Annotated in this window: 9 protein-coding genes; 2 read left to right on the plus strand and 7 right to left on the minus strand. The window is 41.4% G+C overall.

What is annotated here, in order from left to right; genetic code table 11:
- Nucleotides 1-19: 19 nt before the first annotated feature.
- The 3 genes from QI031_RS10240 to hetZ form a co-directional block, all read right to left on the minus strand.
- On the minus strand, nt 20-2323 hold the full coding sequence (locus QI031_RS10240; protein ID WP_281485067.1) for a transglutaminase TgpA family protein: 2304 nt from the start codon (nt 2321-2323) through the stop codon (nt 20-22).
- A 342-nt stretch (nt 2324-2665) separates the two neighbouring features.
- Nucleotides 2666-3646 (minus strand): PatU, encoded by a 981-nt coding sequence (locus tag QI031_RS10245; RefSeq protein ID WP_281485068.1) that lies wholly within the window; start codon nt 3644-3646, stop codon nt 2666-2668.
- Nucleotides 3639-4859 (minus strand): heterocyst differentiation protein HetZ, encoded by a 1221-nt coding sequence (hetZ, locus tag QI031_RS10250; protein WP_281485069.1) that lies wholly within the window; start codon nt 4857-4859, stop codon nt 3639-3641. The genes QI031_RS10245 and hetZ overlap by 8 nt, the downstream gene beginning before the upstream one ends.
- A 209-nt stretch (nt 4860-5068) precedes the next feature.
- Between hetZ and QI031_RS10255 the strand changes: the two genes are divergently transcribed.
- A complete protein-coding gene (locus tag QI031_RS10255; RefSeq protein WP_281485985.1) occupies nt 5069-5542 on the plus strand; it encodes a hypothetical protein in 474 nt (157 codons plus the stop codon).
- 87 nt (nt 5543-5629) lie between these two features.
- Here the strand turns inward: QI031_RS10255 and sds are convergent, their stop codons facing one another.
- Nucleotides 5630-6601: a solanesyl diphosphate synthase gene (gene sds, locus QI031_RS10260; RefSeq protein WP_281485070.1), complete on the minus strand. Its 972-nt coding sequence runs from the start codon at nt 6599-6601 to the stop codon at nt 5630-5632.
- A 1071-nt stretch (nt 6602-7672) separates the two neighbouring features.
- On the opposite strand from sds, the gene QI031_RS10265 reads away from it, so the two are divergent.
- Complete coding sequence (locus QI031_RS10265; protein ID WP_343217849.1) at nt 7673-7849, plus strand: hypothetical protein; 177 nt, start codon at nt 7673-7675, stop codon at nt 7847-7849.
- Between the two features lie 41 nt (nt 7850-7890).
- Here QI031_RS10265 and murI read toward each other — a convergent pair whose 3' ends face one another.
- The 3 genes from murI to QI031_RS10280 all read right to left on the minus strand — a co-directional run bounded on the left by murI (nt 7891) and on the right by QI031_RS10280 (nt 13313).
- The gene (murI, locus tag QI031_RS10270; protein WP_281485072.1) at nt 7891-8757 is read right to left on the minus strand and encodes a glutamate racemase; all 867 of its coding nucleotides are present in this window, start codon (nt 8755-8757) and stop codon (nt 7891-7893) included.
- Nucleotides 8758-8906: 149 nt separating this feature from the next.
- On the minus strand, nt 8907-10808 hold the full coding sequence (locus tag QI031_RS10275; protein WP_281485073.1) for an N-acetylmuramoyl-L-alanine amidase: 1902 nt from the start codon (nt 10806-10808) through the stop codon (nt 8907-8909).
- A gap of 627 nt (nt 10809-11435) precedes the next feature.
- Nucleotides 11436-13313, minus strand: a complete 1878-nt coding sequence (locus QI031_RS10280) for an N-acetylmuramoyl-L-alanine amidase (RefSeq protein WP_281485074.1) — start codon at nt 13311-13313, stop codon at nt 11436-11438.
- Nucleotides 13314-13674 lie beyond the last annotated feature (361 nt).

The following is a 13674-nucleotide window of genomic DNA, read 5'->3' on the forward strand; positions in this document are numbered from 1 at the left end:
ACCTTTGTATGTAAAAAAATTATTTAACAGTCTTTTTTAGAGTTTGCCAACTTTGTTGCAATTGCTTCAAGTTAGGCGTATGACCACCATAACGCCAACCCACATAAGCTTGACAAATTTCATCTATTACCTGAGCAGTGGCTGGAGTATGATGCTGATATGATACATTGGCATACTCTAAGGGTGTTTGTGCTGGATGTTTACCTAAACCTTTTTGAGCTGTCCATTGCAGCATTTGTTGATAAAGGCCTTCCATTGGTGGTAATTTACCCAACCAACGGCGATCGCGCCACTCTCGCCACTGATTTAACCCCAGCCAACCCAAGAAAGCTATTGTAGTTGTCAAGACTAAGCCAGTCAATACACCAAACCAACCTTGAGTGAATAAAGCGAAAAACCAAGCGATCGCCCGACTCACATAGCTAAATATTGTCCCAAACACATTATTCAGTAAACCTGTAACTGGGGAAGGTAGCCAGCCAGCCACCCAGCGCCAAAATTGCCGCAAGACACTAAAAGTTTGAGTATCTTCAATTGAGGGAGGAATCAAAGGATGGTTGGGAATTGGGTCAAAAGCAAACCAGCCATGTTTGGGAAAGTATACTTCTGTCATTGCGTAAGCGTCTGTATTACGGACAACATACATCCCCGTAAATGGATTAAATTCCCCAGCACCAAACCCTGCCACTAACCGTGCTGGGATGCCAATAGAACGTAGCATTACTGTGAGAACCGTCGAGAAGTGGTCTGGATATCCCCCCTTATACTTGAACAAAAACGCTTCTACTAAGTCATCTTTTTCCTCTAAATAAGGCAGATCTAAGGGATTTTGAGGAATAGAATAGTTTTGCTTGAGGTACTGAGTTAGATAAAGAGCCTTTTCGTAAGGTGAATCTAAGGTTTTTAAAGATTTTCCCACCCGTTCACGGTTATAGTTGGCAAGAATTTCTTTAGTACGTTCCTTGACTTTTTTCTCAATTTCGGGAGGAACTTGCAGGTAATAATCGGTAATTTTTTTTAAATAATTAGTAGAAGCCTTTCCTAAAGCAGCGCGATCGCGGTATGGTACTTTGGAAATAATTGTGTAGGTAAGATCTTGGGATAATCCGACAGGTGCGCGTAACCCATCTTCTTGATCAATGGCAATTATAGGTGTGGGAAAGTAAACTTCTTGAGGAAAAGTCATCGCTGGAATCAGGTTAGGCAAATCTGAAACCATCGTGTAAGTTTGCACAACATCTCTAGTTTTACCAATGATATCAGGTGTAGCTACATAAATTTGGTAAGACCAAGGCAATCGCTTGATAGTTCTCACCTTTTCATTGCGGGAAATTTCCCAACCTTTACCTGTATAACGGTCAAATGCCAATACTCGCCAAAAACCCTCAGCTTGCGATCGCACCCGCATTACTACTTTGGGTTTCATCTCTCCGCGCAAGTTTTGGTTAATCTGGCTATTAAAACCGTAATAAGAACCGTTATCTAAGCGTCCTGGCTCACCTGTTGTTTGGTTTTGTCCTAGACTATTGCTACTACTACCTTGATTATTAGCATTGCCTTGACGAACATAACCAGGATTGATAATACTGCGACCTGTAAAACTACCTTTGACCTCAATCGGCGAACTTACAGGAAAAGTCCGCAGTTGATAACCAGGAAATCGAGGTAAAACAGCAAAAATCCCTAGCCCTAAACCGACAACTAAACTAAAAAGTAAAAAATAAACAGGTATACGTGAAGATAATTTAATTTCTTTTGACTTTTGACTGGCTACTGTTGACTTTTGCAGTCCCAGTTGCGAACGGTAATTTAATCCTAAAGTTGGTAGGGCGATCGCTAAAAATAATAACAGCACTGGTGCAAAAGCTAAAGTTTGGCTTAGTGTTGCTGCTACACCCAATAAAATTATGCCTATAACTATAGAATAGCCCAAGTCTTTGCGACGAGGCATATCAAAACTGTGGAGTATTTGTAGTTGAATTAATAACTCTGCCAATGCCAGCCGTGTATCGTTCAATTCTCCCAACAATCGCCCAAAAAAAGCACCCAGTGCAATTAACATGCCGATGGCGATGCAGAATTTAACGGTGACATTAGCATGGCGACGACGGTAGTAACTCCAAATTGCGCCAACAATACTTGGTGGTATTGCCCAAATACTAGATGTCGTTTCAGTGGCAATATCTGTGGCCACAATGCCGATAATTACCAACGCTAGCACTAGCACACGCAAGGAAATAGTATCTTCCGCTTCTTTAAAAGGCGAACCTTGGGTATTTTGTCGCCAAACATGACCCATAGATAGAGGCCAAAACCGGTTCATCCTGGATAATTTAAACATTGAGAGTGTAAGCAACCTGATGATGTAGATGCCATGACACAATGCTGGGGATGTCAACTGACTACCCTGCTTTTTCAGACTCTATTTTTCAGGAAGTCCCTCTTCAAAAAACAGGAACTCCCCGAAGGAGGCCTTTGGGAGTCTAAGTATCTGGTACATTATGTCTTTTTAATTGTTGTTGATCGTAGAAACCCTAATGGCCGTTTGCAAAAAAGTAGAAACCCTAATGATCGGTTATTAAAAAAAGCTCAGGTGCAAAACCAAGAAAATCATCTTAATTTGTCGGCGTGGATCAATTTAGAATGCTAGCGGTGGATATAGTGGCTAGATCATCGGATTAATCACAAACACCAATGGCTGTGCGTCTAGTTCTGGAAACTCAACTTCTAGAGTATAAGTCGGGTTTAGTTGTTGGCAGTGTAATTCTACACTTAAGTTTCCTGAACCAGAAGATTTTGCTGTAGCTTTGCTACCGCTGCCTTGCAGTTTCAAAATACCTTTAGTAGGCAAATCACTATGAACATGTAACTGTGTCCACTGACCTTGAGATACATATTCTACTCTCAAGGTGAGAAGACCCGCACTAGTTAGCCATTGTCTCTCAACTACTGGATGGGATGGCGATACTGGTAAAGTTAAATTCTCTAACAGTTGTTTAGCAGCCAGCAGCGACAATGCCATTTGTTGACGCGGTTGTAAATCAAAGTAATCGCTCTGAATACTAGGCATCATAGCCAGGGTATCCACAGATCGATAGGTGCTTCTTAGCACCAATCCAGCTATATTATTGAGTGTTTGAGATTCACTAGGGAAAAAGCCTTCAACTACTTGAACTAACTTTGCCCCTAATGGCAGTGAAGATGTTATCAGCGTTTGGCACTGTTCTAGTAATTCCCGGAAAACGTTCTCCGGTAAGGAAATGGGTAGGTTCAGCTTTGAGCGCTGTGCCATCCATCCCCCAGCATTACTAAGTACTAGCGATCGCTCTTCAATACAATCTGGATACTCGACTATTTGTGATTCCCAGGGGAATAACGGCGGGTGGTTCTCGGTTTGGATTTGTAACCGACGCTTGAGGACGGCTTGAAAACGTTCTTGCACAGTAGGAATTTCTCCCAATTGAAAGGTTTGGGGGGTTCCTCCCAATTTTGGCTGACTACTTTTTGATGTAGCTGCTTGCTTGAGAGGGTTATCCACCCCGTCAACTTCCTCACAATCTACCAAGTTCTGCTCGTGAGTATTGATATTATCTACCAACAACCAATCAAGCAAATGGTCTTGTAAGGATTCTGAGTCACTATTCATGAGTAGATGCACCTGATCCGGACACTAAGGAGTTACGAATTTCCCAAGCTTGTTCAAGAATTTTAAACCATCGTTTTTGGAGTTGGGCTGTCGATAGTCCTAAAGTCTTGGCAATTTTTTCGTCTGGCTGTCCTTGTTGCTTTAAATCCAGAAGCGATCGCTGTTTATCGTCTAGCTGTGCTGTGTATACTTGCCATTGCTGAGGAGTTAAGCCCAAATTGGTATTTAGTGAAGCTTCTAACCATTCATGGACTAATTCCCAGCGATGCAACAAAGCAAAACGAATTAAATGATATTTGAAGCGCTGTTGTAAGTAATCTCGCTGACGAGGAGTTAAACCTAAAACTGACTCAATTTCCTGTGTAGATAAATCCTGGAGGCGGAGGGAAAAATAGTCAGCACAATCAGATTGTTGCCGTTGTTCGAGATAATCCATTAATTCTGTAACTACAACCGAACGCAAAGTATCTTCTTCTGGTTCAGGTGCTGCTTGCGTTGCCATTGTTGAGCGCAACTGCTGTACTGCTGGCTCTTCCCAAGAACCGTCAGAGTCGTTGCTGCTACCTTCTGCGGCTTGTTCAATATCTACGTTGGTTTCTGGGGGCTGCTGTTGGGAGAAGGTTTGAGCGCGCAAAATAATCAACTGTTGCTGACGACCTGGTAAAGGAATCCGCCGCTTACCATAGCGTTCGGTGAATGCCATGTACTCTGACAATTCCAGGAGAGTTTGGGGGCGATAAGTCAAGCCAAGTTGGCTTTCCCGCCGGAAAGCGTTTAAGGCTTCTAGATAAAAACCTTGCAGGAAATCTTCAATAATCGTCAATCGCCCTTGATAGCTCAATTGGCGCTGAGGAGGATTAATGTAACGATAAATAATCGCACTGAGAGTACTGTGCAGTTCTACTCTGCCCCGATTTGAACCTAACTGATAGTATCTCAGACACTGTTGTAGTCGATGCCGAGCCAAAGTCATGGCTGAGTTTTGGATCGCACCAGAAGCCTGGATACGTTTACTTTCACTACAAATCCGGCTTACTTCAGTGGTAATTCGTGTCGCTACATCGTGGCAATTCTGGGCTGAAGCTTTAGTTGCTTGTTGAAGCTCCTGGAATAGAAGTTGAAATATCACCTCCACGCCGATAGAATTTTCTCCCTGAACTGTTGGGGTTGGAATTGTTGTGTTTGGAATTGTTGCGGTTGCGGCTGAATTCATAGTCTTGGTTTTCAAAAGACCCTAAAATGTTTAAATACAACCTGTACGACCGTAGGTATTGGCTTTTTGGGTTTTACGTATAAGCTAAACGCAGAGGCCAATCCTGCGTTTAGGATATGGCTTAATTTTATTGTTCCCAATTCTGATGGGATTGTTCACACTTAGCTTTTATGTTATTGCCATTACCTAGGAGTCGTTTACAAGTCATTATGGATTTAGAAAGACAAATTCAATTGCTGATTGACAATGCACCCCAGGATGGTATTACACCAAATCTTGTCACAGCAATTTCTCCTGTGCTGAGTGCGATCGCTCAAAGATTACGCCATTCCCAATACTATATTCTCCAAAATTCGGAGTCAGAGTGGGTGCTAACTACATTGAGTAACCGTGCAAATCCAGGATTGGAAAAACATGTGATTTACGCTTTTTCTACCATACAGGATGTTTCCCTAATTCCATCTGCTGGGCTTGACCCTCAAATCGTCGCGAAACCTCTTCCTGTTACCCACATTTTGTTCCAATTGGTGGCATTAGAACCCGTAGATAGTATCGTTTTTTTGGAAACGCCGGGTCAGACCACTCATACCGTTGAAGTGAAGCGAGATGAATTGCAAAAACTCATGCAACAACAGGTAAAGCAACAGCAAAAGCTTAAACAAGTTCCACCTGATATTGCATAAATAAATTTAGGAGTTGGGATTTATTAGATACAATCAAAAATCCCAACTCCAAATTTCAAAATTTTAAATTTAAAATCTAAAATTATTTTAGTAAAGCCGACTTAATACATACTCAGTCATATTCATTAATGCCTGATGTGATTCCGAGGGTGGAAGAACTGCTAGATGTTCAGCAGCTGACTTTGCATGTTGAGCCGCTAATTCCCTAGCCTGCTGTACACCTTGACTATCTTGGATTAGCCCTAACGCTTGCTCCAAGTCTCCTTCTTGGGCAAATTCTCTCTCAATCAGCACTTCCAGATAAGGTTTTTCCTTTAAGGCGAATAAAACAGGTGCAGTAAAATTGCCACTTTTAAGATCAGACCCCACTGGTTTACCTAAAGTATCTTCTGTGCTGGTAAAATCGAGAATATCATCCACAATCTGGAATGCTAGACCTAAATGACGACCATAGTTGTACAAATGTTCAGCAGTTTCTAAAGAAACTTCACTGAGTAAGCCAGCTGCTTTAGAACTATTGGCAATTAACGAGGCTGTCTTGTAATAGCTCTTTTTGAGATAAGTTTCAACTGAAATGCTAGCATCAAAACGATTCATGCCTTGTTGAATTTCTCCAGTGGCCAAATCCATGATGACTTCTGAGAGTAGTTTTACCACCTCCAAATTATCTAGATTGGCCAAATACCACGATGATTGGGCAAAAAGAAAATCTCCTGCTAATATAGCAATCCGATTGCCAAATAAACTGTGAACGGTAGGAACGCCTCGCCGCATTTCTGATTCATCTACTACATCGTCATGCACCAAGCTGGCGGTGTGAATCATTTCTGTGATTTCTGCTAAACGACGGTGACGTGGCGTAATATCTTGTTCTAGCATTGTGGCCCGCGATATCAGCAGAACAATAGCTGGTCTGATCCGTTTTCCCCCAGCTCCGAATAAATGTTCGGCAGCTGTAAAAAGAATGGGGTGGCGATTTCCAACTAGCTGTTTTAAGTTTTCTGCTAGTAATTGCAGGTCTGCTTCCACAGGGTTAAACATGGAGATGGCTGGGGTCATGGATGGGCGGACTCTGACTTAGGTTACGAAAGTTTACATATCCTATACTCATTTTAAGATAACCCTGTGCCGACGCAAAGTTTTGATTAGATAATACTCACTTGCTTACCATTACAGACCTGAAAGTGTATGTAGCGGCTTTAATCTGATAGTACCCTAAGTATTTTCCGTAGATTACTTAGTTGATCAAGATAAAATATACTAATAAGTCTTCTCTTGAATTCCATACAATAAACCTATTTTCCATTTTTGAGAGCAACTTCTTTTGAGAAAAAGATATTATAAGTAATATTAAGCACACCGCCTCAGGATTTCACTTTTTTCTAGATGATTAGCTTTGACACACTGGCTATCTTGAAATGAATACTAAGCTTGATTAGTCTGAGATTTAGCAATCTAAAAATTTTCAAATTTAGCTCCAAAGTCGGCTTAAAATTCCGGGCTGTTGTGTTACGCTAAAATATAGGAATTTTAAATTTTTCGAGTATTCATCCTCCAAAAATAAATTACTATTAAGTAATTTTACTTATGCGGGGTTGGGGGTTTAAGATGACTCTTCGCTATATACCGAAATTAAAAAGTCGCTATTAAGTGATTTTGCTTTTAAGGGGTTATGGGGTTGCGAGTCTAAAACAACTAACTGCCATGCAAATCGGAATTGAGGAAGTAATTTCTCCGATTTAGTTATGGCAAACAAGCTTCTGAGAATAGAGCTATGCAATGTCCTTAGGGATACTTGCTAAGAGTCTTGAGTATGCGTTTAGCATCAAGGCCACTCTTGCTTATAGAGGTGAGTATAAAAATAATGCAGACTAGGTAAACTGCTGAGGAGTGTAGTTGAAAAATGCTATTTGGCAATTTTTTAACTGCTGTAGTGTATAGTCTGCAAAAAATTTAATTCAATAACTAGCTCATTAACCATAGAGAATCATAACTCTAAGGGGCAATTTAGTGTAGCCAGACATAGCCATCAAGCAAGTACTTGTTTGGCTAAGATTCTATTCGTTTGATGAAATTTCATATTCTTTTAAAGAAAGTGCTGGGAGAACGATGATTTACGGAAATATGCCTATGATGATTTTTATTCTAGCTGCTGGATATTTGTTCGCAGTTTATCTGTTGTTGGCCTTAGCAAAACGAACTGGACGAAAACCGACTCCTAAAAGTTTTACTGGGACAACTCAAGAAAAATATTCGCAGGATGTAGCAGTAACATCACAAGTAACTGAAGTTGTCAATAGTCAATAGTTTTAGAAGTTTTTAACTACTGACTATTGATTAGATAAGTCTCAAGAAACTTGGGAGGCTACGATATCAGTAAAGTCTACGACCTCAACCATTGGAGTACAGCCTAACCATTGTACTCCAGATTGAGCAAATTGTTGTGGACAACCACTGACGACGAAGCGAGTCGGTAGTGGGGGGTGGGTATTGTTTAAGCTAAGCAGTTCAAGTTTTTGGGCGCAAGCTGCCACAGTATGAACAGCTGGGTCAACTAATTTAACTTGAGAAGGAAGAAGCGATCGCAATACTGGTGCAAGGTGGGGATAATGAGTACAACCGTAGACTAAAGTATCAATTTCTTGCTGTAATAAAGGCTCCAGATAAGAACGCGCGACTTCGGTAGTATAAGGGTCGTGAATGCGGTTTTGCTCAATCAGTGGTACAAATTCAGGACAACCGACTTGCCAAACTTGGGCATTTGGATCAATTTCTAAAATAGCGTGTCGATAGGCATTGCTCTTGGCTGTGGCTGGAGTAGCAATTACACCAATTCGCTTTCCTTTTTGTACTGCTGCTTTTGCCCCTGGCAGGATGACTCCCATAATTGGGATGCTAAATTCCTCGCGCACTGTTTCTAGTGCTAAGGCAGAGCTGGTGTTACAAGCCATAATCACCATTTTTACACCCTGCTGTTGCAGCCAAACGATAATTTCGCGCACAAACTGTAAAATTTCTGTTTGTGAACGAATGCCATAGGGAAGTCTGGCTGTATCTCCAAAATAGACAATTGATTCGTTGGGTAGCTGCCGATAAAGTTGTCGCAATACTGTTAAGCCACCCACACCACTGTCAAAAACGCCGATTGGGGCGCGTTGAGGTTCTTGGTCAGAGAAATTGTAAAGATTACCGTCAAAGAAAGAAGATGAATACACAGGCGGATATTAATTTAAGTTATTGGATTTAAAATACAGAATCTAGCAGACATTTTGTTAACTGACCACTAAATTCTGTATACAACAGCAATCTCAATACCACCTCTTTGAATTAGTAATTTGTACTATAACTTTACTTGGCTGTATTTTTATCTTTGCTTTAAATACTTAAGAATACCAGAAGCGATCGCCTCGGCCATCCGATTTTGGTATTCTGAAGTTGCCAAGCGGGGATTATCTTCCCGACCAGTCATATAACCTGTTTCCACTAAAATCGACGGCATAGAACTTTTTCTAAGAACGTAAAATCTGGCTTTGCGCGTTCCTCGGTCTTTAATAGTACCAATATTCTGAAGAATACTTTTGCGGACTGTTTCAGCCAGAGCATAACCACTCTCGTAATAATAAACTTCTAACCCATTGACATCAGGGCGACTATCAACCGAATTAGCGTGGATGCTGACAAATAAAGTCGCATTCACTCGCTCAGCAATATCTACTCGCCCTTGAAGTTCTACAAAATAGTCAGAATCCCTTGTAAGTACTGCTTGTACGCCATTTTGCTCTAAGATGGATGCTACTCTTTTGCCTATTGGCAAAATGACATTCTTTTCTAACAGACCACCTAAACCCGGAGCGCCGGAGTCTTTACCTCCATGTCCTGGGTCAATAACTACTAGCAATTTCCCTCTAGGAACTGGTGCTGGTCGAGACACAGGACGAGGGTTTTCTATATTTTGGTCTGGTAGTTGAGCTTGGTTGGGTGGAGATAGGGGCGGCAAAGCAACTGGGGGTGTTATCTGACGAGAGCGCTGTAATTGCAGAGCCAGCAGTTGGTCACCGACTTGGTTAAGTTCCCCAATTTGTACACCTGCCGCTGGCTGAACTAAAATAACAACTGTATTAGGTTCTTGTGATTGCAGACGCACCCGCAGAATAGGGCTATTAGCATCAAAAGCGGGACCTGTAACTCTGGGAGATAACTTAGCATTATCGATAACAATACGATATAAACCAGAGGATCTATCCCAACCACTTTTAGCAGATAAGGTCTGGTCAGCTCTTATCAGCAGTTGGCTACCATTATTGCCAGTCAATTCCACAGACTGAATAGTTGCTGGTGAATCAGTAGCAGATGCTATGGGGTTAGAGTCATTATCTCTAGGTAATGTGCCAGTGGCACGATTGGGAAGAACTACAAACCCGCCTACACTGCTTGTACTTGCTCGCCAGTCTGGACTATTTTTGTCCACCTGTAATGTCATGCGAACAGTCGGCTGTCTGTTTTGTAGTTGAGTGAATTGAATGCGGCTTACACCATAGCGATTAACCGACAAATCCTGTTGCTCTAGATTGGGTGATAAAGATGCACCCGAAATATCAACATTAATTGTCTTTTTGTCCCCACTGCGGTTTACCTGAATCTGAGGATTACCACCATTGGTACGGACAAAAAAACCATCACCTGTAACTCGTAAGTTTTCAATTTGAGTCACAGATGCTGCGGTTTTAGAGACTGTTTGTTGATTAGTAGCTGGCGTGATCGGCTTAGTTCTCACCACATTGTAAATACTTCTGGGTGAGAGTGCTGAGGCAGATGACCTTTCAGGGATTTGTGGTGGATTGGATGATGCTATTTCTGGGGATGAAGCCGCACCTTCAGTTTTTGGGGTTGGTAATTGTACCATCCAGCGACTCGCCGTCATCCCGACAAATTTCACTTGGTTGGGGTCAATAGTATAACCGGGAGAAAGTTCAACGACTATGCGCGTTGTTTGCGGGTCAAATTGTCCTACACGAATATTACGAATCGCTCCGCCTATTTGTTGCGTTAACTGCGATCGCCCGAATATAGTACCCGGTAAATCAATTACTAGACGTGTAGGGTTAAAAATAAGTTGTGCTTGGGGTTGAACAGCCCCGGAAGTATTGATTTCTAGACGATTTTGATTGCTATCAAAACGCCAAGATTCCAGTTGCGCGGACATTGCCGGCGACGATAGTAAGAAGATAGATCCAATAGTACCGGGTACTAACCAGTGTAATTTCACAATATTTTCTCCTGATTCGAGTTCATGGGAACCGTTAATATTTCCACATATTGGTAAATCCTCACACCGTCACCGAGCAAACATTAGCTTTGATACAGCAAAATAATTTTTTGCTGGTAATAGGGGCATAGCTAATGGCGTAAAATCTTAGCACGCTCCTGTAATTTTGCCATGCTGTAATGACATAAAAAATTCTGACCACACAACATTTAGATCACACCAAACAAAAGCTAATCAGAATTAACTGCACACAGTCAACCCCAGTCAATGACACTTAGGCTCAAGTGGGGATTAGTGTTGAGTTGTTTAGATTGGCTGTAGTTGATGCACCACTAGAAAAACTACCACTACTATCAACTTTTGTAGTAAAGCTGGTGACAGCTACACACTGATATTGTTCCCAATATTTATGGTTATTTATGCCGAGTGGTAAAGATGAGATTAATTACTATTGCACGGATTTTCATCCGTGTCAGTCATGTAAGTTCTATCTTTGCTAGAAATGCTAGTGTAATCACTGTCATCAAAAACATTAAATTAACGTGAGTCTCCAAAAGAAACTCACGTTAATTGAAATAAAAGTAAGCAACAGTAGAATTTTTGTCTTAATTCCAGTCCCAAAATTACCTATTTTCGTTTGAGGTACTGGAGGATACCACGAGCGATCGCTTCTGCCATTTTATTTTGGTGAGCTTGAGTTTTTAAGTTAGCAGCATCCTCTCGACCAGTTAAGTAACCTGTTTCTACAAGAATAGAGGGCATAGAACTTTTTCTGAGGACATAAAATCTAGCTCGCCGCACTCCCCTATCTTTAATATTCACACTTTGAAGAATATTTTTATGGACAATGCGAGCTAAACTTAGACCGCTATCGTAATAATACGTTTCCAAGCCACTAACATCTGGACGACCTAAACCAAGGGAATTAGCATGAATACTCACAAATAGATCGGCATTAGCTTGTTCTGCCATTTTGACTCTTCCTGGTAAACTGACAAAATAGTCAGAGTCGCGTGTCATTTTTACTTGCACGCCATTTTGCTGCAAAATCTCTGCTACTTTTTTACCAATTGGCAAAATGATTCGTTTCTCTTGCACTCCCCCAATCCCGACTGCTCCAGAGTCTTTACCACCGTGTCCGGGGTCAATCATCACTACTACTCGTCCTCTAGGAATTGGACGCGGCTGTGGTTGAGTTGGTACAGCTGGCTGGATTCTATCTGTTGGAACTGGTAATTGTCCTTGGAGTGGAGGTAAAGGAGGCGTTCTTGGGGCAATAACAACTCGACGAGAACCTTGTAATTGTAGAGCTAACAGCTGGTCGCCGATTTGATTGAGTTTGCCAATTTGCACTCCTGCTGCTGGTTGTACCAAGACAATCACAGTATTTGATTCTTGTTTTTGCAGACGTACCCGCAGAATCGGACTTTTGGCATTAAAAGTAGGACCTGTAACCTTGGGAGCTAATTTAGCATTAGTAATTGCAATGCGGAATAGACCAGAAGATCTATCCCATCCACTGGTAGCAGATACAGGTTGGTCAGATCTAATGAGTAATTGTGTACCATTATTAGCCAGTTCTACAGCCTCAATAGTTGCTGGTGAATTGTTGGCAGATGGTCTATCGGAAACAATGGAGATTTTTGGCTGTTCTGTTCGTGAGTCGTTCTGATTATTACTAGGTAATCTGACTACACGACTAGGCAAAACTACCAAACCATCAGCACTACTTTGAGTTACCCGCCAATCTGGACTATTTTTATCTACTCGCCAAGTCATGCGAACAGCACCTGGTCGGGTTCGCAATTGAGTAAATCCAATACTATTCACACCATATTTGTTAATGGATATCTCACTTTGTTGCGCCAACTGTGATGATAAAGTTGCGCCAGAAATATCCATGAAAATAGTAGCGCGATCGCTGCTGCGATTTACTTTCACTTGTGGCTTACCGCCATTGGTATGAATGAAAAATCCATCCCCGGTTACTTGTAATTTCTCAATTTGAGTTGTCCCTTTGACAGCGCTAACAATATTATTAGAAAACTCCGGTTGGCGATCGGAGTCAACAGTCACCACATTGTAAACATTTTTGGGAGAAGACTCTGCTTGCTCTGCTTTTGGAGTTGGTAATTGTACCGTCCAACGACTTGCTGTGATGCCAACAAATTTGACTTGTTTGGGGTCGAGAGTATAGCCAGGAGAAAGTTCGACAACTATACGCGTTGTTTGTGGATCAAACTGCCCCACACGAACATTACGAATCGCCCCACCTACCTGTTGCGTTAACTGTGGTCGCCCAAAGATAGTGCCTGGTAAATCAATTACTAAACGTGTAGGGTTGAAAACAAGTTGTGCTTGAGGTTGAACAGCCCCCGAAGTATTAATCTCCAGGCGATTTTGATTACTATCAAAACGCCAAGATTCTAGTTTCGCTGCTACAGCAGGCGATGATAATAAGAAGATAGTTCCAATAGTACTGGGTAGTAACCAGTGTAATTTCACAGTCTTTTCTCCTGATTCACGTTCATGGGGCCGTCAATATTTCAACATATTGGTAAATCGTCACACCATCATTACCTAATCTTAAAGATCTGATATTTTTTTGACTTCTATGCTGTTATCAAGATGCAATTAACTGTGTAAAACTCTCCGATGCCTTCTTATTCTGTTTTACTATCAGTGCATAAAAATTATGTCCGAACAGCATCAAATTTGACAAAAATCGCCAGAATTAACTGCACTCAGTCAACTTCAGGTGGTGATACTTGAATTAGCCAAATATTAGTGTTGAATTGTTTGATTGTCGGCAATTGATATCCTATGTAAAAAATTCAACTACTTTTAAATGATGGGACAAAATTTG

This window comes from Halotia branconii CENA392 (assembly GCF_029953635.1).
Taxonomy (GTDB): domain Bacteria; phylum Cyanobacteriota; class Cyanobacteriia; order Cyanobacteriales; family Nostocaceae; genus Halotia; species Halotia branconii.

Coding starts and splice junctions, on each gene's coding strand:
- sds (WP_281485070.1), bottom strand. CDS start 6,601: ATGACCCCAGCCATCTCCATGTTTAACCCTGTGGAAGCAGACCTGCAA.
- QI031_RS10245 (WP_281485068.1), bottom strand. CDS start 3,646: ATGAATAGTGACTCAGAATCCTTACAAGACCATTTGCTTGATTGGTTG.
- QI031_RS10255 (WP_281485985.1), top strand. CDS start 5,069: ATGGATTTAGAAAGACAAATTCAATTGCTGATTGACAATGCACCCCAG.
- QI031_RS10265 (WP_343217849.1), top strand. CDS start 7,673: ATGATGATTTTTATTCTAGCTGCTGGATATTTGTTCGCAGTTTATCTG.
- hetZ (WP_281485069.1), bottom strand. CDS start 4,859: ATGAATTCAGCCGCAACCGCAACAATTCCAAACACAACAATTCCAACC.
- QI031_RS10240 (WP_281485067.1), bottom strand. CDS start 2,323: ATGAACCGGTTTTGGCCTCTATCTATGGGTCATGTTTGGCGACAAAAT.